A 23,036-nucleotide genomic window follows, 5' to 3' on the forward strand; every position below is an offset into this window, starting at 1 on the left:
AGGCATGCAGATTTGGAGACGGACGTGACGGCGATCTTTGCGGAACAGGCGCTGCTGCCCGAGGGCTGGCAAGGCAATGTCAGGATCGCGCTCGATGGTGGCCGCATCGCCACCGTCGAAGCAGACGCAACGCCGCAGGCCGGCGACGAGCGCCACGCCATTCTCGTGCCCGGCATGCCCAATCTGCACAGCCATGCCTTCCAGCGCGGCATGGCCGGGCTTGCCGAACTTCGCGGCCCTTCCGCCGACAGTTTCTGGAGCTGGCGCGAGGTGATGTACCGCTTCGCGCTGTCGATGACGCCCGACCAGGTCGAGGCGGTTGCCGCACAGCTCTATGTCGAGATGCTTGAGGCCGGTTTCTCGCGCGTCGGCGAATTTCACTATCTGCACCACGACCGCGATGGGAAACCCTACGCCAATCTCGCCGAGATGGCCGAGCGCATCGCCGCCGCCGCGGGCGAAACGGGTATCGGGCTGACACTGCTGCCGGTGTTCTATGCGCACTCCTCCTTCGGCGGTGCCGCGCCGAACGAGGGCCAAAGGCGATTTATCAACGATGTGAATCGGTTCTCCCGGCTTGTTGAGAAGAGCCGCGAATCGGTTCGCGCGTTGAATCAGGCCGTCGTCGGCGTCGCGCCGCACAGTCTGCGCGCCGCGACGCCAGAGGAACTGAACCAGGTCGCTGCTTTGGCGCCGAATGGGCCGATCCACATCCACGTCGCGGAGCAGGTGAAGGAGGTCGAGGACTGCGTTGCCTGGTCCGGCGCGCGGCCGGTGGAGTTTCTGCTGGCCAACGCCGAGGTCGACCAGCGCTGGTGCCTGATCCATGCTACCCATATGACTGATACCGAAACCATCGGTATGGCGAAGAGCGGCGCCATCGCCGGCCTTTGCCCGATCACCGAGGCCAATCTCGGCGACGGCACGTTTGCCGCACCACTGTTCACCGAGCATGGCGGCCGCTTTGGCGTCGGCTCCGATTCCAACGTGCTGATTGGCCTGCCCGACGAGTTGCGCCAACTGGAATATTCGCAACGCCTCGCCCACCGCGCCCGCAATGTGCTGGCGGTAGCCGGCGGCTCGACCGGGCGTGCGCTGTTCGACGCCGCACTCGACGGCGGCAGCGTCGCGCTCGGTGCCGGCGCTTCCCAGATCGCCGTTGGCGCAGCCGCCGATCTCGTCTCGCTCGACGCCAACACCCCCTCACTAGCCGGCAAGACCGGCGACGCGATCCTCGACGCCTGGATCTTCGCCAATGGCAGCAAGGTCGACTGCGTCTGGGTGCATGGCAAGAAGCAGGTCAGTGGCGGCAGGCATGCGAAGGGCAGGGCTATCGCCGAGCGATTCCGCAAGGTCATGACCGCGCTGTCGCAGAACTGAAGCCGATGAGCCTGATCGAGACAGATGACATTGATGGTGGCGAGACGGTCTCGCTGCATCAGCGCATCCTGTCCGACATCCGCGAAAAAATCCTGTCCGGCGCCTGGGCGCCCGGCCATCGCATTCCGTTCGAACATGAGCTGACGACCGAGTACAATTGCTCCCGCATGACGGTGAACAAGGCCTTGTCGCAGCTGGCCAAGGCCGGGTTGATCGAGCGGCGGCGCCGTTCAGGCAGCTTCGTGCGCCGACCGCAGTCGCAGGCCGCGGTGCTGGAACTTCACGACATCAGGATCGAGGTCGAAGCGCTCGCCCTGCCCTATCGTTACGAGCGGCTGGAGCGCCTGAAGCGGCGCAGCAACGCGGAGGACAGAGCGCTGCTCGGGCTGTCCGCCGCAGGGTCGGTGCTATGGATCGAAGGCTTGCATTTGCCGGCGAACGGCCATTCGCACTGGAGCAGCGGCTGATCAATCTTTCGGCGGTTCCGGAAGCCGGGGACGAAGAGTTCAGGGAAATCGCCGCCGGGCCCTGGCTGATCGGCCGCGTGCCGTGGAGCGAGGCCGAACACCGCATCCGCGCCATGGCCGCCGATGAGACCGTTGCCGATGCGCTCGACATCGATCCCGGCGCGCCTTGCCTTGTGGTCGAGCGGCGGACATGGAGTGCCGAGCATCCCGTGACGCATGTCCGGTTTATCTATCCGGCCGAGAGCCACACGCTGGTGGCGCGATTCGCTCCGTCGCAGGGGTAGCGCCTCTTACCCTCCCCCTCGTGGGGAGGGTCGGCGAGCCGACGTTGCGAAGCAAGGTTGGCGAGACGGGGTGGGGGACGGCGCCGACCCCCACCCCGCTGCTTTGCAGCGACCCTCCCCACAAGGGGGAGGGTAAAAAGCTCAAATCGCCGCCGTGACAATAATCTCGACCAGATATTCCGGTCCTGCCAACTTGGCTTCGCCGGTGGCGCGGGCGGGGGTGTGGCCCTGCGGCACCCACTTGTCCCATTCCGAATTCATCTCGGCGAAGGTGCCCATGTCGGCCAGCCAGATGATCGCCTGCAGGATCTTGGTCTTGTCGGTGCCGGCCTTGGCCAGCAATTCGTCGATGGCCGCCAAGACATCGCGGGTCTGCGAAGCGACGTTGCCGCCGGGCTCGCCGACCTGGCCGGCCAGATAGACGGTGTTGCCGTGGATGACGATTTGGCTCATGCGCGGACCAACATCGATGCGACGAATGCTCATGGGAGGTTCCTTCCTGTTATGGGTGGCGACTGTTTAGAGTTGGCTTGGGCTTCGGGCAAGGCCGCCGGGGCCAAATCCCCTTGGACCAGCGAGTGGCGAGATTCACGGCAAGTTGAGCCGCCGGTCGCAATTCCGCCCGATTGGCTTGTTGACTAATGTAATAACATCACATATCCACTCGAGCCCTGCCTGCAGCCGGGTTTCGCTGCTCCACGGAACGACATGACCCAGACCTGCCTGACATTCCGTGACCTGACGCTGGGCTATAACAGCCACCCGGCGATCCATCATCTCGACGGCGCGATCCGCAAGGGTTCCTGACGGCGGTGGTCGGTGCCAATGGTTCCGGTAAATCGACGCTGATGAAGGGCATTGTCGGCGTGCTGAAACCGATGGCCGGCGAGGTCGTTCGCGCACCAGGCGTGCGCGCCGCCTATCTGCCGCAGCAATCGGAGCTCGACCGCTCGTTTCCGGCGCGCGTGGTCGACCTGGTCTCGCTCGGCCTGTGGCCCAAGCGCGGCATGCTCGGCCGCTATACCAAAGAAGATCGCGATTCCGTCAGCCAGGCGCTGATGGCGGTCGGCCTTGGCGGCTTCGAGAAGCGGCCGATCGACACACTGTCGGGCGGTCAGCTGCAGCGCACGCTGTTTGCCCGGGTGCTGCTGCAGGACGCCGACCTGATCCTGCTCGACGAGCCGTTCAACGCCGTCGATTCCAAGACGGTCGGCGACCTCATCGCCTTGATCAAGCGCTGGCACGGCGAGGAACGCACCATCATGGTCGTCGTCCATGATCTCGATCTGGTGCGGCAGAATTTCCCCGAGACCTTACTGCTCGCCCGCCAACCGATCGCCTGGGGCGAAACGCGCGAGACGCTGAAGCCGGAGAACCTGTTGCGCGCCCGCCGCTTCCACGAAGCCTGGGAAGAGAATGCGCCCTGGTGCGAGCCGGACGAGCACGCCCATGATCATGGGCACGATCACGATCATCACGGCCACGATCACGACCATCACCACGGCGCCGGACCGAGGGCTGCCTGATGGACGCGCTCTACGGTCTGTTCATCGCACCCTTCGCCGATTTCGGTTTCATGCAGCGGGCGCTGTTCGGCTCGCTGATGCTGTCGCTCGGCGCCTGCCCGATCGGCGTCTTCCTGATGCTGCGGCGCATGAGCCTGTCGGGCGACGCCATGGCGCATGCCATCCTGCCGGGGGCGGCCGCCGGCTTCCTGTTCTACGGGCTGGAAATCCTGCCGATGACCATTGGCGGCCTGATCGCCGGCATCATCGTGGCGCTCGGCGCCGGCGCCGTCTCGCGCTTCACCATCCAGCGCGAGGATGCCTCGATGGCGGCCTTCTATCTGATTTCGCTCGCCATCGGCGTGCTGATGGTGTCGATCCGCGGCTCCAGCGTCGATCTCATGCATGTGCTGTTCGGCACGGTGCTGGCGCTCAACAATGAGGCGCTGACGCTGATCGGCGGCATCGTCGCAGTGACGCTGGTCAGCCTCGCCATCTTCTGGCGGGCGCTGGTCGCCGAATGCCTCGATCCGCTGTTCCTGCGCTCGGTGAGCCGGATGGGCAGCCCGGTACATTTCATCTTCCTTGGCCTGGTCGTGCTCAACCTTGTCGGCGGCTTCCAGGCGCTCGGCACGCTTCTGTCGGTCGGGTTGATGATGCTGCCGGCGGCAGCCGCCCGCTTCTGGACGGTGCGCGTCGAGCCGATGTGCATGCTGGCCGTGCTGATCGGCTTTGCCTCCTGCATCGCCGGACTGCTTTTGTCCTATCACGCCTCGCTGCCGTCCGGTCCGGCCATCATCCTGTCGGCCGGCGTCGTCTATTTCGCCTCGATCCTGTTCGGCACGCGCGGCATTTTGCGTGCGCGCATCATCCATCACCGTCACAGAACGGCCTGATCCCCGCCCCTCGAAAGGAGACCCCGCCTATGCTGAGATCCATCCGTGCCGCCCTGGCGATGAGCGTTATAACATTAACTGCCTTTAGCGCATCGTCGGCTTTCGCGGCGCCGCTGAAAATCGTCGCCAGCTTCACGGTCATTGCCGATTTCGCCAAAAATGTCGGTGGCGACCGTGTCGACATCACCACCATCGTCGGCCCGGATGGCGACGCCCATGTCTATGAGCCGAGCCCGGCCGACGCGGTCGCCATGGCCAAGGCCGATATCGTTCTGGTCAACGGCCTGCATTTCGAAGGCTTTTTGCAGCGGCTGGTCGATGCCAGCGCCACCAAGGCCTCGATCATCACCTTGACCAATGGCGTGACGCCGATCGACTTCAAGCCTGAGTTCGCCGACGCCGACGCGGCCGAAGGTGCCGGCACTGGTGGCGGCAAGACCGTCACCGATCCGCACGCCTTCCAGTCGATCGCCAATGCCAAAATCTATGTGAAGAACATCGCCGAAGCCTTCTGCGCGGCCGACAGCGATGGCTGCGTCAGCTACCAGACCAATGCCGCCGCCTACACCAAGAAGCTCGACGCGCTGGAAGGCGAAGTGAAGGCGGCGATCCAGTCGATCCCCGAGGCGAAGCGCGTCGTCATCACCTCGCATGACGCCTTCGGCTATTTCGAGCACGAATACGGCCTGACCTTCCTCGCCCCGCAAGGCATTTCGACCGATTCCGAACCGTCGGCGGCCGATGTCGCAAAGCTGGTCGAGCAGGTGAAGCAGGACAAGGCGGCTGCGATCTTCGTCGAGAACATCACCAACCCGCGCCTGATCGAACAGATCGCCAGCGAGACCGGCATCAAGGTGGGCGGCACGCTCTATTCGGATGCGCTGTCGCAGCCCGATGGCCCCGGCTCGACCTATATCGACATGATGCACAACAACATCCGCCAGATCAAAGGCGCCATTCTCGGCAGCTGAGAAGCTGCCGTGCCCGGAAAGGCGGAGCCAGTCTCCGCCTTTTTTTGGCCGAAGATTTTCAGCCCGAACTGTGGCGCGGCCTGCCCGATCCATTCCCGGCCTGGGCGGCCTGAGTTGGAATCCTCACCGGAAACGTCTATCTCTGCGGAAGGATTTCCGCCGGCGGATTGCCGGCCGCGTCGGGGAGTGGCAAGACTCCTCAGACAAATCAGATTGCGAGGATGCTGCCATGGAATACCGCGAAATCAGCGACGATTATTCGGTCTCTGGCCAGATCCAACCCGAAGACGTCGCCGCCATCAAGGAAGCCGGCTTCAAGAGCGTCATCTGCAACCGGCCGGATGACGAGCAGCCCGGCCAGCCTTCGGCCAAAAGCATCGGCTCGGCGGTCGAAGCCGCCGGCCTCGCCTTCCGCTACATCCCCGTGATCAGCGGCCAGATCACCGCCGAGAATGTCGAGGACCAGGCCGAGGCGCTGGAAGCGCTGGAAGGCCCGGTGTTTGCCTATTGCCGCTCGGGTGCGCGCTGCACGAATCTTTATGGGCTGATCCAGCAGTCGAAGGGCTAAATCGGCAGCGCGCCGGTTTCTTTCAGCGTTTCGAGAACGATCGCCGTCTTCACATGCTGCACGGATTCGTGTGGCAGGAGCACGCCGTTGACGAACTCCGACAGCGACTTCAGATCGGGCGTCACCACTTTCAGGATGTAATCCATTTCGCCGGTCAGCGCATGCGCCTCCTGCACCTCGGGCAGCCGCGCCACCAATTCGCCGAAGCGCCTTGCGTTGTCGCGGTTGTGGGTGGCCAAGGTCACTGAGATGACGTTGACCAGCGAGAAGCCGAGCTTGTCGCGGTCGAGCACCGCCCGATAGCCCTTGATATAGCCGTCCTCCTCCAGCCGCTGGCGGCGGCGCGAGCATTGCGATGCCGACAGGTTCACCCGCTCCGAGAGATCGTTGTTGGTCAACCGCGCATCGCTCTGCAGGAGCGCCATTATCTTGCGGTCAAACTGATCAATGCGCGCCTCATCCATGGTTTTATCTCTCATCATGCATGTTTCACGCATGACATGATCATTTCAAGCGTTTGAATGCAAGCACCATGCGCCGGCTCCGCGCTATGATGGCGTCAGATGGCCTTTTCGAGCCGAGCCAGCTTCTGGAGCAATATTATGGGTCCCTTCCCGCACGACGCCCCGCCCGCCACGATCAGCAAGGACAACCCCGCCGGCACGGACGGTTTCGAGTTCGTCGAATTCGCGCATCCGGAGCCGCAGAAGCTGGCCGAACTGTTCACCCGCATGGGCTATGTGGCGGTGGCCAGGCACCGCAGCAAGGACATCACCGTCTGGCGCCAGGGCGACATCAACTATGTCGTCAATGCCGAGCCGGGATCGCATGCGATGAAGTTCGCCGACAAGCATGGCCCTTGCGCGGCGTCGATGGCCTGGCGGGTTGTCGATGCCAAGCATGCGTTCGACCACGCCGTTGCCAAGGGCGCGACGCCTTACGAAAGCGACGACAAGGCGCTCGACGTGCCGGCGATCGTCGGCATCGGCGGTTCGCTGCTCTATTTTATCGACGCCTACGGCAAGAAGGGCTCGGCCTACGACGCCGAGTTCGAATGGCTCGGCGCGCGCGATCCGCGGCCGCAAGGCGTCGGCTTCTATTTCCTCGACCACCTCACCCACAATGTCTATCGCGGCCAGATGGACAAATGGTGGGATTTCTACCGCGAGTTGTTCGGCTTCAAGCAGATCCATTTCTTCGACATTGACGGCAAGATCACCGGCCTGGTCAGCCGCGCCATCACCTCGCCTTGCGGCAAGATCCGCATCCCGCTCAACGAATCCAAGGACGAGACCAGCCAGATCGCCGAGTACTTGAAAAAGTACAATGGCGAAGGCATCCAGCACATCGCTGTCGGCACCGACGAAATGTATGCCGCCACCGACAAGCTTGCCGACAACGGGCTGAAGTTCATGCCGGGCCCGCCGGAAACCTATTACGATATGTCCTATGACCGTGTGAACGGCCATGACGAGCCGATCGAGCGGATGAAGAAGCACGGCATCCTGATCGACGGCGAAGGCGTGGTCGACGGCGGCATGACCAAGATCCTGCTGCAGATTTTTTCCAAAACCGTGATCGGCCCGATCTTCTTCGAATTTATCCAGAGGAAGGGCGACGAAGGCTTTGGCGAGGGCAATTTCCGCGCGCTGTTCGAATCGATCGAGCAGGACCAGATCAAGCGTGGCGTGATCAAGATGGACGGCAAGGCGGCCTGAGCTACACTGGTTTGCGGCTCGATCGGCTTTGATCTAAGCTCAGATCACAAGAGGTCGAGCCGTGAACGTCTCCATAACCGAAGCCAGAGCCAAACTGTCGGAACTCGTAAGGCGCGCGAAAGCCGGCGAAGAGATTGTGATCACCCGGCACGGCAAGCCTGTAGCGCGTCTTTTGCCTCCGCCGGCTCAGCTTGGCCCTCAACCACGCATCGGCTCCGCCTCGGTCTCGGAAGGGCCGATTACCTACAACTAGAGCCCCAGCCGCTCGACCTCTTCCTTCCTCACCTTCAAATCATAGTCGAGCAGGAACTCGTCGAGTTGGGGTGGCGTGACCGAACTGCCAGAGAGCATCGCGTGTACCTGGCCCCGGTGATGGATGTCGTGCAGGAAGACATGGGCGAGGATGTCGCCGATCTTTTCCGGGATCATGCCATCCTCGCGCCGGTCGGTAATCACGCGGCGATCGAGATCGGTCTCCGACAGGCCATGGCAGAAAGCGATCAGACGCCGATCCGCCGCGGTCTGGGCGGCAAACAGGGCCTGTGGCGCATCGAACGGCACGAAGTCATCGTAGGCGGCCGCACCGACACCGCCCTCTTCGAGAAAATCGAGATAGAGATGATCGACCGCAAGGACATGGTTGAGCGTCGCCTTGATCGACGGGAAGAAGCTGGTGCGCTCGGCTTCGAACTCACCGGGCTTGAGCGCCAGCACGGCACGATAGAGCCGGTCGTTCGACCATAGATTGTTTCCGGCCATGCGGCGCAGATGATCCAGCAGGGTCATGCGGTCATCCCCCTGACCGCACCAGATGCAAGCCTGCCGCCATAATCGCGAATCCAGCAAGAACGATCAGCAGGAACCCGTTCATGCGCCGACGCATGGCCTGCGTTTCCTCGTCCCGCGCGACTTTCATGTTGGTGATGGTGTGGAACATCATCGCCTTGCGCGGGTAGCCGCTGCGGTTGGTCAGGTCCGGTGAGCGCGCCTCAATGCGATAGCTCAGCCGGATCGCCAGGATGAAGACGACCAGTATGGCGATCGCCCAGACGCCGGCCAGCAGGTAGAAAGCCTCGCCCGTCATTTCGTCCCCCTATCCCGCGTATTTCTCGACCTTCTGCTCGATGGCGCCGAAGATCGAATGGCCTGTCTTGTCCTTCATCTCGATGCGCACCGTGTCACCGAAGCGCAGGAACGGCGTTTTGGGCTCGCCACTCTCAATCGTCTCGATCATGCGCAGTTCGGCGATGCAGGAATAGCCGGCGCCGCCGGCCAAGACCGGCTTGCCCGGCCCGCCGTCGAGCTTGTTGGAGACCGTGCCCGAGCCGATGATGGTGCCGGATGTCAGCGGCCTTGTGCGGGCGGCATGGACGATCAGCGCCGGAAAATCGAAGGTCATGTCGACGCCGGCATTGGCGCGACCGAAGGGCTTGCCGTTGAGATCGGCAAGCAGCGGCAGGCTGACCTTGCCGCCGTCCCAGGCATCGCCGAGTTCATCCGGCGTCACCGCGACCGGCGAAAAAGCCGAGGACGGTTTCGACTGGAAAAAGCCGAACCCCTTGGCCAGTTCCGGCCCGGTGAGCGCGCGCAGCGTCACATCGTTGACAAGCATGACCAGCCGGATGGCGGCGCGCGCCTCATCGAGGCTTGCGCCCATAGGCACATCGTCGACGATGACCGCGACTTCCGCTTCCATGTCGATGCCGAAGGCTTCGTCGGCCATGCGGATCGGATCGCGCGGCGCAATGAAGGAGTCCGAGGCGCCCTGGTAGATCAGCGGATCGGTCCAGAAACTCGCTGGCATCTCGACGCCACGCGCCTTCCGCACCAGCTCGACATGGTTCACATAGGCGGACCCGTCAGCCCATTGATAGGCGCGCGGCAGCGGCGAATGCGCGTCGTGCTCGTGAAAGCGCGCGGACGGCACCGCATTGTTCTCCAGCGATTCCGCGATTGTGCCGAGATGCGGCGAGACCCTGCGCCAATCGTCGAGTGCCGCCTGCAACGTGCGCGCCAGGAATGAAGCATCGGTGCACTGCGTCAAGTCGCGCGAGACGACGACGAGTTTCCCGTCGCGCGTCCCGTCCTTCAATGTGGCAAGCTTCATGCATCCTCCCGATCATTATTCGTAGTGTTTGCCGAAATAGAGAATTCTGGCCGCAGCCTTCCAGGGATTTTCATCCGCCAGGAATGCCGGGTTATGTCGCCCATTGTCTTCGACGCCGGCGACGGCCGATTCAAGAAAATCGGCTATCGAATTGCTTTCCCAGCCATTCCAGCTCGAGTAAGGACCCGACGGCTGCAACGCTTCCTTGCGATCGGCGTCCTCACGATCCTTGCGCAACGCGTCGATGAAGCGGACAAAGGACGGCAAGTCCTGCACGCTGTCGAGGGCCGAGGAGAGCAGCGCCGAGGACGTCGCCGCGGATTTATCCATCTCGTCCCAAAGCTTGTCGTCGGCCATCGTCACTCCCGAAACCCCACAACAAGGCCGTCGCGCGCGATCGTCAAGTCGCCGGCCCACGATTTCCTGACGGCGGCCTCCCAGTCGGCCTCGCCAATCTCGGCATCGTCGGCGGGAATGAGGTGGTTGAGCACAAGTCTCTTCACGCCGGCATCGCTGGCGATGCGCCCGGCCTCTTCGGCAAAGCTGTGGCTGGCGAGCAGATGTTGCCTGAGCCGCGCGCCATTGCCGGTTCTGGCAACCAGTCGTTCGATGCCCTCCTCCAGCATGGCTTCATGGACGAGAAGGTCAGCCCCCTTGGCGAAATCGGCGAGCGGCGGAAAGAAAGCCGTATCGGCGGAGAACACCACGCTTCTGCCGCCCCGCTCGAAGCGCAGGGCAAAACAGTCGGTCACCGGCGGATGATCGACGCGCAACGCCGTCACCTTCAGGCCACCTTGCACGACCACCTGCCCCTCGCCGAATTCGTCGATCGAAACCAGTTCGCGAATGTCGGGCCGGCCCTCATCAACGATGCGGATTTCAATGTCGAATTCCATCGCCTGGCAGAAGCGCCGCCAGTAGTGACCGATGCCGGCGGGCCCGAACACGTTGACCGGCGTCGCCAGCCCCGCCGTCCAGGCTGTATGGATCAGCGGCCCGAGTTCCAGCACATGATCGGAATGCAGATGGGTGATGAAGATCAGGTCGAGTGCCTTCAGGCTGATGCCGGCATCGACCAGGCCGCGCGTCACGCCAAGCCCGCAATCGACGACGATGGTTCGCCCTGCGATTTCAAGCAGCGACGAACTCGGCCACGGCCCGCCCGGCCGCAGCGCCGGACCGCCCTTGGAGCCCAGCAGCACCAACCGATCCGGCGTGGGCCCGCCGCTCAAGACCAGTCGCCCTCGGGCGTGCCATTGAAGCGCTTCTTCAGGTCGGCCCAGCAGTCGATGTAGTTGTCCTGCCTTGTTTCCAGTTCGGCGCCGTAGCGGGTCAGCATCTGCGGAAAGCGGGTCTCGAACATGAAGGCCATTGTGTTGTCGAGCTTGACCGGTTTCAGCTCCGCACGCGAGGCCTTTTCGAAGCCAGGCGCATCCGGGCCATGGGCCAGCATCAAATTGTGCAGGCTGATGCCGCCGGGCACGAACCCTTCCTCCTTGGCATCGTACTGGCCGTGGATCAGCCCCATGAACTCGCTCATGATGTTGCGGTGATACCAGGGCGGCCGGAACGTATCTTCCGCCACCAGCCAGCGCGGCGGAAAGATGACGAAGTCGATGTTGGCGGTGCCTTCCTCGCCGCTTGGCGCGGTCAGCACGGTGAAGATCGACGGATCGGGGTGATCGAACAGGATGGCGCCGACTGGCGAAAACGTCGCCAGATCATATTTGTAGGGCGCGTAATTGCCATGCCAGGCGACGACATCGAGCGGCGAATGGCCGATCTCGGTGACATGGAAATTGCCGCACCATTTCACGATCAGCCGGCACGGCGTCTCCTTCTCCTCAAACCAGGCGCAAGGCGTCTTGAAGTCGCGCGGATTGGCCAGGCAATTGGCGCCGATCGGGCCGCGATCGGGCAAGGTCAGCTTGGCGCCGTAGTTCTCGCAGACATAGCCACGCACTTCAGCGTCGACCAACTCAACCTTGAAGACGAGGCCACGCGGCAAAACGGCGATCTCGCCCGGTCGAAGCTCGATGACACCCATCTCCGTCACCAGACGCAGGGCGCCGACCTGCGGGACGACCAGCAGCTCACCGTCGGCGTTGAAGAAATGATCGTCGACCATCGATGTGTTGGCGACATAGACGTGTGCGGCCATACCCGTCTGCCCGAGCACGTCGCCGGCCGTGGTGATGCTTCGCATACCCTGGATAAAGTCGGTCGGCTCCGTCGGCATCGGCACCGGGTTCCAGCGATACTGGCCAAGCGTCAGTTCGTGGTCGCCGACGTTGGGCGCGGTCTTCCACAGGGGATAGCTGGCCGCCTTGAACCGGCCGGTGTGTTTCACGCTTGGCCGGATGCGGTAGAGCCAGGAGCGCTCATTGGTGCCGCGCGGGGCGGTGAAGGGCGAGCCCGAAAGCTGCTCGGCATAGAGGCCGTAGGCCGGCCGCTGCGGCGAATTCCGCCCCTGCGGCAGCGAGCCGGGCATGGTCTCGGTCTCAAAATCATTACCGAAGCCCGGCATGTAGGAATGGGCCATCCGATCCTCCCTGACCCCGGCCACAAGCTTCGCGAAGCTAGCCTGCCGGCGATATTGACCAAATTGGTTTCATTTGTAACCATCGAAAATGTAACTATCAATGGCCACGGCGCGCGTCATGGAACCCGACATTCTGGAGCTGGAAAGCTTCCTGCCCTACCGCCTCTACCGGCTCGCCGATGCCGTCAGCCGCGAATTCTCCAGGATTTACCGGGACCGCCACGGCCTGACGCGACCGGAATGGCGCACGCTTTCAGGCCTCGGCCAGCGCGGCACGATGACCGCGACCGAGCTCGGTGAGCAGTCGGCGATGCACAAGACCAAGGTTTCGCGCGCCGTGGCGGAGCTGGAGCGGCGGCGCTGGCTGACGCGCACGCCTGACGAGATTGATCGCCGTGTGGAGCACCTTGCGCTGACCAAAGCGGGGCTTGCCGCCTATCGCGAGATGGTTCCGCTAGCGAAAGCGTTTGAAAGGGAGTTGCTGGCTAGGCTGAGTGCGGCGGAGCGGGCGGCGATTGTCAGCGGCGTAGCAGCACTGGAGGGTGCGTTGGAAGGGAAGTACAGCTGATAGGCTGGAGGGACAGCGCCCCCTCTGTCCTGCCGGACATCTCCCCACGAGGGGGGAGATCAGCGGTTCCAGCGCATGGCTCGTCCTGCAACGTTGGCGATTGGCGAAAGCCGGCGTGGCATCTGATCTCCCCCCCTTGTGGGCAGGGGAATCGCATATGGCGATTTTGGGCTTGAAGTTGGTTTGAGAAGGGATTCTTCGGGAAGGCAGTCCAGCGAGGAGTGACTGCCATTACCAGCCTTGAGAGCTATTTCGGTACGGTGCCTGATCCGCGCGCGGCCAACGCCACACATCGGCTTGGCGACCTGATCGTGATGATGATCGCTGCGAGCCTGTGTGGCGCGACCAGCGCAACGGAGTTTTCGTTGTTCGCGCAAGAGCGCAAACAGGCGCTGTCGCGCTTGATCGACTATGAGGAGGCGCCTAGCCACGACACCTTCTCGCGGCTGTTGCGCCTGCTCGATCCGGAGGCCTTCGGACGGGCGTTCGCCGCCTTTGCCGCAGGCTTTGCCCAGGCACGTCAGGGTGTGGTCGCACTTGATGGCAAGGCGCTGCGGCGGGCCTATGAGAAAGGCCTTGCGGCCAGCCCGCCCCTGACGGTGTCGGCCTTTGCCAGCCAGACGCGGCTGTGTTTGGCGGCGGTCTCGCCCGGCGACGAAGACAATGAGGTCGAGGCTGCCCTCAAGGTCGTCGAACTCATTGATCTTACTGGCCGATTGGTCACGGCCGATGCCCTCCACTGCCACACGCGCATGGCCAAGGCCATCATTCAGCGCGGCGGCGACTATCTGCTCGCACTCAAGGGAAACCGCCGGCATTGGTTGGCTCGGGCCAATCAACAACTGGCCCAGACCACTCCCGCCGTCACTGAGCGGACCGAGACCAGCCATGGCCGCAACGAATGGCGGCAGGCAGAGGTCGTGGTGGCGGCTGAACCAATGATGCCGGGGCACAAGGCCTTCATCCGCATCACCAGCCGGCGCGATCAGGCCGAGCCGCTGACGCGCCTGTTCATGGCCTCAACGCTGCTGTCGCCACAGCAGGCGATCGACCTCACCAGAGCCCATTGGCAGATCGAGAACGCACTGCACTGGATGCTCGACGTTCATCTGCACGAGGACCTCAGTCGTGCCCGCAAGGACAACGCTCCCGCCAACACCGCCCTCATCAACCGCATCGCCAGAAATATCCTTCAGGCCGCCGACATCGACAAAGTCCCCATTAGCCACCGCATCAAGAAATGCGCTTGGAATGACGACTATCTCATCCAGGCAATCGCTCATATGCGATAGCCCTGCCCTTGTGGGGGAGATGTCCGGCAGGACAGAGGGGGCGCCTCGCGCCAGTCTCTCCTATCGGCAAGCTACCAATCCATCACCACCTTGCCCGAGCTGCCGCTCCGCATCGCATCGAAACCGGTCTGGAAATCGTCGATGCCAATCCGGTGCGTGATCAACCCACTCACATCGAGCGGGCCCTGAATCAGCGCGATCATCTTGTACCAGGTCTCGAACATCTCGCGGCCATAGATGCCCTTGAGATGCAGCATCTTGAAGATGACCTTGTTCCAGTCGATCTCGAAGCCGGTCGGGGCGATGCCGAGGATGGCGATCTTGCCGCCATTGTTCATGGTGTCGATCATGTCGCGGAAGGCGGGCGCGGCGCCCGACATTTCCAAGCCGACGTCAAAACCCTCGGTCATGCCGAGCGCCGGCATGACATCGCGCAGCTTTTCCTTGGAAGCATCGACGACATGCTGGACGCCGAGCTTCTTCGCCAGCGCCAGCCGCACCGGGTTGATGTCGGTGATCACCACCTTACGCGCACCGACGCATTGGGCAACGAGCGCGCCCATGATGCCGATCGGCCCGGCGCCGGTGACCAGCACATCCTCGCCGACTAGGTCGAAGGACAATGCCGTGTGCACCGCATTGCCCAGGGGATCGAAAATCGCCGCGATCTCGTCCGGCACGTCGTCGGGAATCGGCACGACATTGTGCTGCGGGATCGCCAGATACTCGCCGAAGGCGCCGGGACGATTGACGCCGACGCCCAGCGTGTTGCGGCAGAGATGCCCTCGCCCCGCACGGCAGTTGCGGCAATGGCCGCAGACGATGTGGCCTTCGCCCGACACGCGCTGGCCGACCTTGTATTCGGTGACGGCGGCGCCGAAATCGGCGACGGTGCCGACGAACTCATGGCCGGTGACCATCGGCACCGGCACGGTCTTTTGCGCCCACTGGTCCCAATTGTAGATGTGCACATCGGTACCGCAGATCGCCGTCTTCTTGATCTTGATCAGCACGTCGTTGGGGCCGATTTCAGGCACCGGCACCTCTTCCATCCAGATGCCCGGTTCGGCCTTGGCCTTCACCAGCGCCTTCATCATGTTCGACATTCTTTTGTCCCTTGAATCTTTTGATCCTGATCGCTTTTTGGTGCCGGCTGGTCAGGAAATCACGCCCAATTCCCTGCCGACCGCGCCAAAAGCCTCCACCGCACGGTCGATATCGGCAATGGAATGCGCCGCCGACATCTGGGTGCGGATACGCGCCTGGCCCTTGGGCACCACCGGGAAGGAGAAGCCGATGACGTATATGCCGCGCTTCAGCATGCGCGCCGCCATCTCCTGCGCCAGCGTCGCGTCGCCCAGCATCACCGGGATGATTGGATGATCGGCCCCGGCCAGTGTGAAGCCGAGCTTGCCCATCTCGGACCTGAACCGCGCCGCATTGGCATAGAGGCGCTCGCGCAAGGCGTCGCCATTGCGGATCAGCTCGAACACCTTGATCGAGGCGCCGGCGATGGCCGGCATCAGTGTGTTCGAGAAGAGATAGGGCCGCGAGCGTTGGCGCAGCCAGTCGACCACCTGGCTCTTGCCTGAGGTGTAGCCGCCGGAAGCGCCGCCGAGCGCCTTGCCGAGCGTGCCGGTGATGATGTCGACCCTGCCCTCGACACCGCAATGCTCCGCCGAGCCGCGGCCGTTTTTTCCGACGAAGCCGACCGCATGGCTGTCGTCGACCATGACCATCGCATCGTATTTGTCGGCAAGGTCGCAGACGCCTTTGAGGTTGGCGATGATGCCGTCCATCGAAAACACGCCGTCGGTGGCGATCAGCCGGAAGCGGCAATCCCTCGCCTCCTTCAGCCGCGCCTCGAGATCGGCCATGTCATTGTTGGCGTAGCGGAAGCGCTTGGCCTTCGACAGCCGCACACCATCGATGATCGAGGCGTGGTTCAGCGCATCCGAGATGATCGCGTCTTCCTCGCCGAGTAGCGTCTCGAACAGACCGCCATTGGCGTCGAAACAGGAACCGTAGAGGATGGTGTCTTCCAGGCCGAGGAAAGTGGAGATCGTCGCCTCGAGCTGTTTGTGTTCCTCCTGCGTGCCGCAGATGAAGCGCACCGAGGCCATGCCGTAGCCATAACGGTCGAGCGCCTGGGTGGCGGCCTTTCGCAGGTCGGCGCTGTCGGCGAGGCCGAGATAGTTATTGGCGCAGAAGTTCAGCACTTTCTCGCCGCCGACCTCGATCTCAGCCGACTGCATCGAGGAAATCACCCGCTCGGACTTGTAGAGGCCGGCCGTTTTGAGCCCGGCAAGCTCGCTGTCGATATGGGAGAGGAATGCTGCGGTCATGATCGAGCCTCGTTTGACGTGGGCAGACTGTCGTCCCGCCTGCGCAAAAAATCCATCGTAAAAGCGACCGGATCGGGTGGCCGGGCAGCATCAATGAGGCGCCGTGGACATCGCCCATGCGACCGGCCGGGAACACTCGGGGTAACGAATGGTCAAATGCAGGCCGGCGGCGAAAGGAGGCGATAACCATTTCGCGATCTTTCCGCGTCTGCCCCTTGCCGGAAGGCTACCGGTTTCCAGTCCTGTTAACGTTTGCAGTTCAATGGTGCTCATACAGGAATCCGTTGGCGAGAGGGCCGCCCCCGAACATGTCGCAGCAGCCGGTGCAGACCGTTTCAGGCAAGCTTGTTCTGCTGATCAAGGCCGGCTATTGGCTGGCGCTGCTGATCATTGCCGCCATGGTGGCGGCCTCCTTCGTGCTGCTGCAGCAGACGATGGCGACGCAGCAGCATAACCACACCTTGCTCGATATCGTCAGCACGCAGAAGACGTTGTCGCAGCGCATCGTCTTCCTGGCCAGTGCAACGGGCGTCGCCTCGCGTGACAAGCAGCCGGCGCTGGTCAGCGCGCTCAAGCAGGCCACAGCCGAGTTCGAGACCAACTACGATCTGCTGCTCAAGCAGACAGGCGCCGATCCGCAATCGCCGGCCAAGCTCGATCCGAAGTCGATCGAGAGCGTGCTTTTCGCCAAACCCTTCCATCTCGACTATTTCTCGGTCGGGTTGATCGCCAATGGCGACCGTCTGATCTCCGCCCTTGAATCGCAACTCAACCATGTCGACAATGAAGGCTACAAAGGCGGCGCAGAACGCGTCAACCTCGATGCCTCGGTCGCCAATGCCACCTTGTCGGGCTATGCGGCACTTGGCCAGCGCATCAGCGCCGAGGCCGACGAGCGCTCCGAAAAGCTGCTCGCTCTTCACCGCACGCTGTTCTACGCCACGCTCGGCGTCATCCTGCTGGTGGCGCTGTTCATCTTCAGGCCGATGTCCAACGCAATCCTGCGCAAGACGCGCGAACTGGTCGATGCGCGCAATTCAATGGCCTTCATCGCGGTTCATGACGGCTTGACCGGCCTGCACAACCGCACCTTCCTGACCGATCATTTCGACACGCTGATCAAGGGCGCGCACCGGCGGCGCGAACGCCTGGCCGTCGTCCAGCTCGACCTCGACCGCTTCAAGCAGATCAACGATACGCTCGGCCACGCCGCCGGCGACTATGTGCTGGTCATCACGGCACAACGCATGCGCGATTCGTGCCGGGCGTCGGATCTGTGCGCGCGGCTCGGTGGCGACGAATTCGTGATGATCCTCAATGGAGCGGGCAGCACCGAGGACATCAACATGCTGGCGCGGCGCATCCTGGCGCACATCAACGAGCCGATCGTCTTTCAGGGCACCACCATTCTTCCGGGCGCCAGCGGCGGCATCGCCGTCTATCCGATCGATGCCGACAACGCGCAGGACTTGCTCGTCCATGCGGATCTGGCGCTTTACTCCGCCAAGAAAATGGGCGGCGGCAACTTCTCGTTCTTCTCGGAGGAACTGCGCCGCGAGCTCGACTACCGCAAACAGCTCGAACACGACATCAAGGTCGCCATCGCCGAGCGGGCATTCCAGGTCTATTTCCAGCCGCAGGTCTCCTTGACCGATGGCACGATCAGCGGCATCGAAGCCCTGGTGCGTTGGAACCATCACGAGCGTGGCATGATCTCGCCAGGCGAATTCATTCCGGTCGCCGAGAAATGCGGCTTCATGCCGGAGATCGGCCGCATCGTGATCAGCAAGGCGATCAACGAGGCAGCCGAATGGAACCGTGCCGGGATTGCCTTCGGCCGGCTTGCCGTCAATGTCTCGGGCACCGAATTGCGCGAGCACGATTTCGATGCGTTCCTGTTCGAAACGCTGGAAAAGGCCGGGCTGCCGCCACAGAAACTGTCGCTGGAAATCGTCGAATCCGTTATCCTGGACGACGAGAAGACCGGCATCGCGGCGAAGCTGCGTCACATCCGGGCGGCAGGCGTGCATCTGGAACTCGACGATTTCGGCACCGGCTATGCATCGCTCAGCCACGTCAATCCCAACGAGATCGACCGGCTCAAGATCGACCGCCGCTTTGTCCAGAACATCCATGAGAATGGCGACAACTCGAAGATCGTGCGCGCCATCACCGAGCTCGCCCGCGGCCTCGGCATCTCCATCGTCGCCGAGGGTGCTGAAACCGAGGCCGAACTCGACTCGCTGATGGCGATCGGCTGCGACCAGGTGCAGGGCTATTCCATCGCCTTCCCGATGCCGCAGGACAAGGCACTGGAATGGCTGACCGCCCGCATGCCGAAGAAGGCCAAACTGCGGGTCTTACAGGGCAGCCTGGCGTAGCGGACCGGCTTGACAACCAGCCGCTGAAATGGCGGCCTGTCGCCAGTGCAACCGGATCGTGCGGCTTATGACATTCTTTCGGTTTGTCTTGGCGGCCATGTTGATGTCCGCATGGCCGGCCCATGGGGCGGATCGCACCATCTATCTCACCTTCGACGATGGCCCGCTGAACGGCACCGGCAACATCCTCGACGTGCTGGCGGCGGAACAGGTTCCGGCAACGCTGTTCATGGTCGGCATGCATGCCGAGGCCAGTGCGTCCAACAAGGCGCTGGTGCGGCGCGTCAAGGCGATGCCGCTGGTGACGATCGGCAACCACAGCTACAGCCACGCCTATAATCACTACCGGCACTTCTACGGTGACACGGAAGGCGTGGTTGCCGACATGCTCAAGGCGAATGCCGTGCTGGGCCTGAAGCCCGCGGTGCATGCGCGCCTACCGGGGCGCGACGTGTTCCGGCTGCCTTCGATGTCAAAGGACGACAACTCGCTCGGCCCCGCGCAAGCCGGCCGCGAGGATCCCGACTACGAGTTCGTCGCCGCTTCCGGCTTCTATCTCTATGGCTGGGACCATGAATGGGTGCACAAGGACAGCGGCGAGCCGGTCCAGAGCGTCGACCATCTGGTCACCGAGATCGACCACCTGTTCGGCTATGGCCATTTCGCCGAGCCGGGCAAGCTGATCCTCCTGATGCATGACGAGATGTTCCAGGACAGTTTTGACGGCAAGACGAAGCTCACCAACCTGATCACCGCGCTGAAGCTGCGCCACTACGCCTTTGGAACGATCCCGAGCTATGACAACTGAGCCAACGGCCTGGTATTCCTAGTTCTCGAGATTGTCGCGCAATGCCGCCAGCACCTGCGCAAACTCCGCCAGACGCTCGTCGGGCAGTCCTGTGCGAAGCCGCTTGTCGAAGGCAAGCGCGGCCTGTCGCAATTTTTCGAACAGTGCTTCTCCCGCTTCCGTCAATTCGACCAGATGGACCCGGCGGTTGACGGGATCGCGGCGGCGCGTCAGCAGGCCCTGTGCTTCCATCGCGTTGAGGTGGTGGGTCAGCGTCGCGCCCTGGATGCCGATCATGCCGGCGAGTTCGCGCTGATTGGCGAGCTCGCTCGACTTGACAGACAGCAACGTGAGCCAGACCGGCAATGTGCCGCCCGCTTCGACCAAAGCGGCGTCGAAGGCCTGGGCGACAAGCTTGGCGGTGCGGCCGAGATTCATGCCGACTGGCGGGCGTTCAAAAGGCGTCATTGCCCGACACTAGCCGGTCTCTCCGGCACATGGAACTGGCTCCCGTTTATACATTGACATCTAATCATTCGATATCTAACTATGTATACAATGACGAACGAGAGAGGAAATCCGGTCATGCAATATGTCTACATCGTCGTCATCGGTCTTCATGTCCTGGCAGGCGTATTCTGGGCCGGCACCACGGTCACGCTGGCGCGCGATCCCGAGATCCGGGCCGAGCGGTTCATCCGGCCACAATTGGGCGCCGCCGTCATGGTTTTCCTGACCGGGGCGCTGCTGTGGTATTTCTTCCACGGCGCCTATTTTGGCTCGACGGAGATGGTCCTGGCGCTCGGTATTCTGACCGCTTTCGCCGCCGCCGGCGTACTCGGCGCCATGGTCAGGGCGCCAAGCCGGCAGCTTGCCGGCGCGAGTGCTGAAACCGAGACACAACTGCGCGCGAGAATGGCGACGGGCGAACGCATTGCCGCGCGGCTGCTCGCCATCACGGTGCTGTGCATGGCTGTCGCCAGGATGTTCTAAACATCGCCCGCACCGCAAACTCAGAGATCGCACGTTAGCAGGCGATGAGCCAATGACGTGCGGGCGCGCGGCCAGGTCGGCATACACGGGCTCTCGTACTGCAGGTCCGACCGCGCGCCACTAACGCCACAATTGCGCCAGCCTGAGCAAGCCGTGGATCAGATGCGCAAGCCGAACCTTATCCCGTCATAGATAGCGGCGTGGATGTTGCGCGAGGCGACCGCATCGCCGATGCGCAGCAACACGAAGCTCGCTCCTGGATTGCGTGCCGGAAAGATGTCGCCGCCGCCGACCAGACGTTCGTAGTCGATCGCGCCGCCATTCTTCGACAGCGGTTTCAGGCTGAGGTAGAGATCGTCGAGCGGCGCCGTGCCATGCTCGACCACTACCTGGTCGACCCGGCGCTCGCCGCGCCAGCCATCGGCAAAGTCGGAAGCGAGTTCGGCGACCAGCTGATTGCCTTCGCGCCGCACCGAGCGCAGGCGCGTGTTGATGGTGACGGTGACGCTCTTTTCCTGGAAAGCGCGCATATACGGCACGTGGTTCATGCCGCCCATTTCGGGGGCGAAGAAACGCTCCGGCGAAACCAACTCCAGCTTCGAGCCCGCATTTGCGATCAACTCGGCCGCGCCCATGCCCTGATGGCCGCCATTGTCGTCGAAGAGCAGAACGTTATCGGCCGGCTTGACGCTGCCGGCCATGATGTCCCAGCTCGAGGTGACGAGATTGTCGCCCGCCGTCAGCGGCGGGTTTTGCGGCAGGCCGCCGGTGGCGACGATAACCACATCGGGAGCCAGCGCCAGAACATCATCCTTTTCCGCCCAGGTGTCGTAGCGGATTTCGACGCCGAGCCGATCGAGCTCGGCCAGCCGCCAGTCGATGATGCCGATCAATTCCTTGCGGCGCGGATTCTGTGTCGCCAGCCGCACCTGGCCGCCCGCTTGTGACGAGGCCTCCAGGATCGTGACGTGATGGCCGCGCTCGGCTGCGACACGCGCCGCCTCCAGCCCGCCGGCGCCGGCGCCGACGACGACGACTTTCCGCTTCGGCCCTTCGGTCTTGACGATGATGTGCGGAATCTCGGCCTCGCGGCCGGTTGCCGCATTATGGACGCACAGCGCTTCACCGCCCTCATAGATGCGATCGAGACAATAGGTGGCGCCGACACAGGGGCGGATCTCGTGCTCGCGGCCTTCCATCACCTTCTTGATGATGTGGGGGTCGGCGATGTGCGCACGGGTCATGCCGACCATATCGAGCTTGCCGGTAGCGATCGCATGACGCGCGGTGGCGACATCGGAAATGCGCGCCGCATGGAAGGTCGGGAACTTTGTCGCCGCCCTCACCTCGCCGGCGAAATCGAGATGTGGCGAAGACCGCATGCCGGTCACCGGAATGACCTTGGTCAATGCCGCGTCGCTCTCGATCGAGCCGCGGATGATGTTGAGGAAATCGACCTTGCCGGAGCCGGCCAGCCGCCTGGCGATCTCCACGCCCTCTTCCCTTGACAGGCCTTTCTCGAAGTCCTCGTCGGCGACCATGCGGATGCCGACGACGAATTTCTCGCCGACCGCCGCGCGCACGGCATCCAGCACCATGTTGGTGAAGCGCAGGCGATTGTCGAGTAAGCCGCCATATTCGTCATCGCGATGATTGGTGGCCGGCGACCAAAAGCCATCCATCAGATGGCCGTAGGCCTCGAACTCGATGCCGTCGAGGCCGGCGGCCTGGCAGCGTTGGGCGGCCGACGCATAGTCGGCGACGATGCGTTCGATGTCCCAGTCCTCGATGGTTTTCGGAAAAGCGCGGTGCGCCGGCTCGCGCACCGGCGAGGCCGACAGCACCGGCAGCCAGTCAGCCTTGTTCCAACCGGTTCGGCGGCCAAGATGGGTGATCTGGATCATCACCTTGCAATCATGCTCGTGGCAGGCCTCCGTGAGTTCGGCCAGCCACGGCACGATGCGATCGTCATAGACATGCAGATTGCCGAAGGCGGCCGGGCTGTCGCGCGAAACGATGGCCGAACCGGCGGTCATGGTCAGCGCCATACCGCCTTTGGCCTTCTCGGCATGGTAGAGCCGGTAGCGTTGCTTCGGCATGCCGTCCTCGGAATAGGCCGGCTCGTGGCTGGTCGACATCACCCGGTTCTTCAGCGTCAGATGTTTGAGCTGGTAGGGCTGGAGAAGCGGGTCGTTGCTGGTCATCGTCTTCCTGCTGTTTCAAATTGTGCTA

At 63.0% G+C, this 23,036-nt stretch carries 23 protein-coding genes and 2 pseudogenes; 13 read left to right on the forward strand and 12 right to left on the reverse strand.

Going from position 1 to position 23,036, the window contains the following annotated elements; genetic code table 11:
• The first annotated feature begins 24 nt into the window (after nucleotides 1–24).
• Nucleotides 25–1,380 carry a formimidoylglutamate deiminase gene (locus AC0V8S_RS26890; RefSeq protein ID WP_475434427.1) on the forward strand — a complete coding sequence of 452 codons (1,356 nt, stop codon included), beginning with the start codon at nucleotides 25–27 and terminating at the stop codon, nucleotides 1,378–1,380.
• Nucleotides 1,381–1,385: 5 nt separating this feature from the next.
• A pseudogene (hutC, locus tag AC0V8S_RS26895) lies at nucleotides 1,386–2,131 on the forward strand (histidine utilization repressor).
• A 141-nt stretch (nucleotides 2,132–2,272) separates the two neighbouring features.
• Here hutC and AC0V8S_RS26900 read toward each other — a convergent pair.
• Nucleotides 2,273–2,617: a RidA family protein gene (locus tag AC0V8S_RS26900; protein WP_183458265.1), complete on the reverse strand. Its 345-nt coding sequence runs from the start codon at nucleotides 2,615–2,617 to the stop codon at nucleotides 2,273–2,275.
• 222 nt (nucleotides 2,618–2,839) lie between these two features.
• Between AC0V8S_RS26900 and aztA the strand changes: the two are divergent.
• The 4 genes and pseudogenes from aztA to AC0V8S_RS26920 all read left to right on the forward strand — a co-directional run bounded on the left by aztA (nucleotide 2,840) and on the right by AC0V8S_RS26920 (nucleotide 6,071).
• Nucleotides 2,840–3,657, forward strand: a pseudogene (gene aztA, locus AC0V8S_RS26905) (zinc ABC transporter ATP-binding protein AztA).
• Nucleotides 3,657–4,532, forward strand: coding sequence for a zinc ABC transporter permease AztB (gene aztB, locus AC0V8S_RS26910; RefSeq protein ID WP_475434429.1), 876 nt, complete (start codon nucleotides 3,657–3,659; stop codon nucleotides 4,530–4,532). The pseudogene aztA and the gene aztB overlap by 1 nt, the downstream one beginning before the upstream one ends.
• Before the next feature lie 29 nt (nucleotides 4,533–4,561).
• Nucleotides 4,562–5,503: a zinc ABC transporter substrate-binding protein AztC gene (gene aztC, locus AC0V8S_RS26915; protein WP_475434431.1), complete on the forward strand. Its 942-nt coding sequence runs from the start codon at nucleotides 4,562–4,564 to the stop codon at nucleotides 5,501–5,503.
• A gap of 229 nt (nucleotides 5,504–5,732) precedes the next feature.
• Nucleotides 5,733–6,071 carry a protein tyrosine phosphatase family protein gene (locus AC0V8S_RS26920; protein ID WP_475434433.1) on the forward strand — a complete coding sequence of 113 codons (339 nt, stop codon included), beginning with the start codon at nucleotides 5,733–5,735 and terminating at the stop codon, nucleotides 6,069–6,071.
• Here AC0V8S_RS26920 and AC0V8S_RS26925 read toward each other — a convergent pair.
• The gene (locus AC0V8S_RS26925; RefSeq protein ID WP_475438706.1) at nucleotides 6,068–6,535 is read right to left on the reverse strand and encodes an Lrp/AsnC family transcriptional regulator; all 468 of its coding nucleotides are present in this window, start codon (nucleotides 6,533–6,535) and stop codon (nucleotides 6,068–6,070) included. The genes AC0V8S_RS26920 and AC0V8S_RS26925 overlap by 4 nt on opposite strands.
• A gap of 138 nt (nucleotides 6,536–6,673) precedes the next feature.
• Between AC0V8S_RS26925 and hppD the strand changes: the two genes are divergently transcribed.
• Together hppD and AC0V8S_RS26935 are read left to right on the forward strand one after the other, a co-directional pair.
• Entirely contained in the window at nucleotides 6,674–7,789 is a 1,116-nt protein-coding gene (gene hppD, locus AC0V8S_RS26930) for a 4-hydroxyphenylpyruvate dioxygenase (protein WP_475434435.1), read from the forward strand.
• 61 nt (nucleotides 7,790–7,850) lie between these two features.
• Nucleotides 7,851–8,042: a type II toxin-antitoxin system Phd/YefM family antitoxin gene (locus AC0V8S_RS26935; protein ID WP_183458255.1), complete on the forward strand. Its 192-nt coding sequence runs from the start codon at nucleotides 7,851–7,853 to the stop codon at nucleotides 8,040–8,042.
• Here the strand turns inward: AC0V8S_RS26935 and AC0V8S_RS26940 are convergent.
• Genes AC0V8S_RS26940 through hmgA form a run of 6 tightly spaced genes read right to left on the reverse strand, consistent with a single transcriptional unit; the run spans nucleotide 8,039 to nucleotide 12,438 of the window.
• Nucleotides 8,039–8,575 carry a DinB family protein gene (locus tag AC0V8S_RS26940; protein WP_475434437.1) on the reverse strand — a complete coding sequence of 179 codons (537 nt, stop codon included), beginning with the start codon at nucleotides 8,573–8,575 and terminating at the stop codon, nucleotides 8,039–8,041. The two genes, AC0V8S_RS26935 and AC0V8S_RS26940, sit on opposite strands and share 4 nt — an antisense overlap.
• Nucleotides 8,576–8,579: 4 nt before the next feature.
• Complete coding sequence (locus AC0V8S_RS26945) at nucleotides 8,580–8,873, reverse strand: hypothetical protein (protein ID WP_475434439.1); 294 nt, start codon at nucleotides 8,871–8,873, stop codon at nucleotides 8,580–8,582.
• Between the two features lie 9 nt (nucleotides 8,874–8,882).
• Nucleotides 8,883–9,896: a fumarylacetoacetate hydrolase family protein gene (locus tag AC0V8S_RS26950; RefSeq protein WP_475434441.1), complete on the reverse strand. Its 1,014-nt coding sequence runs from the start codon at nucleotides 9,894–9,896 to the stop codon at nucleotides 8,883–8,885.
• A gap of 15 nt (nucleotides 9,897–9,911) precedes the next feature.
• Nucleotides 9,912–10,253, reverse strand: a complete 342-nt coding sequence (locus AC0V8S_RS26955) for a hypothetical protein (protein WP_475434443.1) — start codon at nucleotides 10,251–10,253, stop codon at nucleotides 9,912–9,914.
• A gap of 2 nt (nucleotides 10,254–10,255) precedes the next feature.
• A complete protein-coding gene (locus AC0V8S_RS26960; protein ID WP_475434444.1) occupies nucleotides 10,256–11,128 on the reverse strand; it encodes an MBL fold metallo-hydrolase in 873 nt (290 codons plus the stop codon).
• Nucleotides 11,125–12,438 (reverse strand): homogentisate 1,2-dioxygenase, encoded by a 1,314-nt coding sequence (gene hmgA / locus AC0V8S_RS26965; RefSeq protein WP_475434445.1) that lies wholly within the window; start codon nucleotides 12,436–12,438, stop codon nucleotides 11,125–11,127. Before hmgA ends, AC0V8S_RS26960 begins: the two co-directional genes overlap by 4 nt.
• A 118-nt stretch (nucleotides 12,439–12,556) precedes the next feature.
• On the opposite strand from hmgA, the gene AC0V8S_RS26970 reads away from it, so the two are divergent.
• The gene (locus AC0V8S_RS26970) at nucleotides 12,557–13,006 is read left to right on the forward strand and encodes a MarR family winged helix-turn-helix transcriptional regulator (protein ID WP_475434446.1); all 450 of its coding nucleotides are present in this window, start codon (nucleotides 12,557–12,559) and stop codon (nucleotides 13,004–13,006) included.
• 221 nt (nucleotides 13,007–13,227) lie between these two features.
• Nucleotides 13,228–14,298: an ISAs1 family transposase gene (locus tag AC0V8S_RS26975; protein ID WP_475432758.1), complete on the forward strand. Its 1,071-nt coding sequence runs from the start codon at nucleotides 13,228–13,230 to the stop codon at nucleotides 14,296–14,298.
• Nucleotides 14,299–14,369: 71 nt separating this feature from the next.
• Here AC0V8S_RS26975 and tdh read toward each other — a convergent pair whose 3' ends face one another.
• On the reverse strand, nucleotides 14,370–15,404 hold the full coding sequence (tdh, locus tag AC0V8S_RS26980) for an L-threonine 3-dehydrogenase (protein WP_475434447.1): 1,035 nt from the start codon (nucleotides 15,402–15,404) through the stop codon (nucleotides 14,370–14,372).
• Between the two features lie 51 nt (nucleotides 15,405–15,455).
• The gene (locus AC0V8S_RS26985; protein WP_183458245.1) at nucleotides 15,456–16,643 is read right to left on the reverse strand and encodes a glycine C-acetyltransferase; all 1,188 of its coding nucleotides are present in this window, start codon (nucleotides 16,641–16,643) and stop codon (nucleotides 15,456–15,458) included.
• 308 nt (nucleotides 16,644–16,951) lie between these two features.
• On the opposite strand from AC0V8S_RS26985, the gene AC0V8S_RS26990 reads away from it, so the two are divergent.
• Nucleotides 16,952–19,024 (forward strand): putative bifunctional diguanylate cyclase/phosphodiesterase, encoded by a 2,073-nt coding sequence (locus AC0V8S_RS26990; RefSeq protein WP_475434448.1) that lies wholly within the window; start codon nucleotides 16,952–16,954, stop codon nucleotides 19,022–19,024.
• A gap of 103 nt (nucleotides 19,025–19,127) precedes the next feature.
• Entirely contained in the window at nucleotides 19,128–19,832 is a 705-nt protein-coding gene (locus AC0V8S_RS26995) for a polysaccharide deacetylase family protein (RefSeq protein WP_475434449.1), read from the forward strand.
• A gap of 18 nt (nucleotides 19,833–19,850) precedes the next feature.
• On the opposite strand, the gene AC0V8S_RS27000 is transcribed toward AC0V8S_RS26995, so the two are convergent.
• Nucleotides 19,851–20,279: a MarR family winged helix-turn-helix transcriptional regulator gene (locus AC0V8S_RS27000; protein WP_475434450.1), complete on the reverse strand. Its 429-nt coding sequence runs from the start codon at nucleotides 20,277–20,279 to the stop codon at nucleotides 19,851–19,853.
• 117 nt (nucleotides 20,280–20,396) lie between these two features.
• Between AC0V8S_RS27000 and AC0V8S_RS27005 the strand changes: the two genes are divergently transcribed.
• Nucleotides 20,397–20,804, forward strand: coding sequence for a hypothetical protein (locus AC0V8S_RS27005; RefSeq protein ID WP_475434452.1), 408 nt, complete (start codon nucleotides 20,397–20,399; stop codon nucleotides 20,802–20,804).
• A gap of 158 nt (nucleotides 20,805–20,962) precedes the next feature.
• Here AC0V8S_RS27005 and AC0V8S_RS27010 read toward each other — a convergent pair whose 3' ends face one another.
• The gene (locus tag AC0V8S_RS27010) at nucleotides 20,963–23,008 is read right to left on the reverse strand and encodes an oxidoreductase (RefSeq protein WP_475434454.1); all 2,046 of its coding nucleotides are present in this window, start codon (nucleotides 23,006–23,008) and stop codon (nucleotides 20,963–20,965) included.
• Between the last annotated feature and the right edge of the window lie 28 nt (nucleotides 23,009–23,036).

The organism is Mesorhizobium oxytropidicola (assembly GCF_056174625.1).

Coding starts and splice junctions, on each gene's coding strand:
- aztB (WP_475434429.1), top strand. CDS start 3,657: ATGGACGCGCTCTACGGTCTGTTCATCGCACCCTTCGCCGATTTCGGT.
- AC0V8S_RS26985 (WP_183458245.1), bottom strand. CDS start 16,643: ATGACCGCAGCATTCCTCTCCCATATCGACAGCGAGCTTGCCGGGCTC.
- aztC (WP_475434431.1), top strand. CDS start 4,562: ATGCTGAGATCCATCCGTGCCGCCCTGGCGATGAGCGTTATAACATTA.
- AC0V8S_RS26995 (WP_475434449.1), top strand. CDS start 19,128: ATGTCCGCATGGCCGGCCCATGGGGCGGATCGCACCATCTATCTCACC.
- hmgA (WP_475434445.1), bottom strand. CDS start 12,438: ATGGCCCATTCCTACATGCCGGGCTTCGGTAATGATTTTGAGACCGAG.
- tdh (WP_475434447.1), bottom strand. CDS start 15,404: ATGTCGAACATGATGAAGGCGCTGGTGAAGGCCAAGGCCGAACCGGGC.
- AC0V8S_RS26925 (WP_475438706.1), bottom strand. CDS start 6,535: ATGGATGAGGCGCGCATTGATCAGTTTGACCGCAAGATAATGGCGCTC.
- AC0V8S_RS26990 (WP_475434448.1), top strand. CDS start 16,952: ATGTCGCAGCAGCCGGTGCAGACCGTTTCAGGCAAGCTTGTTCTGCTG.
- AC0V8S_RS26955 (WP_475434443.1), bottom strand. CDS start 10,253: ATGGCCGACGACAAGCTTTGGGACGAGATGGATAAATCCGCGGCGACG.
- hppD (WP_475434435.1), top strand. CDS start 6,674: ATGGGTCCCTTCCCGCACGACGCCCCGCCCGCCACGATCAGCAAGGAC.
- AC0V8S_RS27005 (WP_475434452.1), top strand. CDS start 20,397: ATGCAATATGTCTACATCGTCGTCATCGGTCTTCATGTCCTGGCAGGC.
- AC0V8S_RS26900 (WP_183458265.1), bottom strand. CDS start 2,617: ATGAGCATTCGTCGCATCGATGTTGGTCCGCGCATGAGCCAAATCGTC.
- AC0V8S_RS26950 (WP_475434441.1), bottom strand. CDS start 9,896: ATGAAGCTTGCCACATTGAAGGACGGGACGCGCGACGGGAAACTCGTC.
- AC0V8S_RS26940 (WP_475434437.1), bottom strand. CDS start 8,575: ATGACCCTGCTGGATCATCTGCGCCGCATGGCCGGAAACAATCTATGG.
- AC0V8S_RS27010 (WP_475434454.1), bottom strand. CDS start 23,008: ATGACCAGCAACGACCCGCTTCTCCAGCCCTACCAGCTCAAACATCTG.
- AC0V8S_RS26920 (WP_475434433.1), top strand. CDS start 5,733: ATGGAATACCGCGAAATCAGCGACGATTATTCGGTCTCTGGCCAGATC.
- AC0V8S_RS26945 (WP_475434439.1), bottom strand. CDS start 8,873: ATGACGGGCGAGGCTTTCTACCTGCTGGCCGGCGTCTGGGCGATCGCC.
- AC0V8S_RS27000 (WP_475434450.1), bottom strand. CDS start 20,279: ATGACGCCTTTTGAACGCCCGCCAGTCGGCATGAATCTCGGCCGCACC.
- AC0V8S_RS26970 (WP_475434446.1), top strand. CDS start 12,557: ATGGAACCCGACATTCTGGAGCTGGAAAGCTTCCTGCCCTACCGCCTC.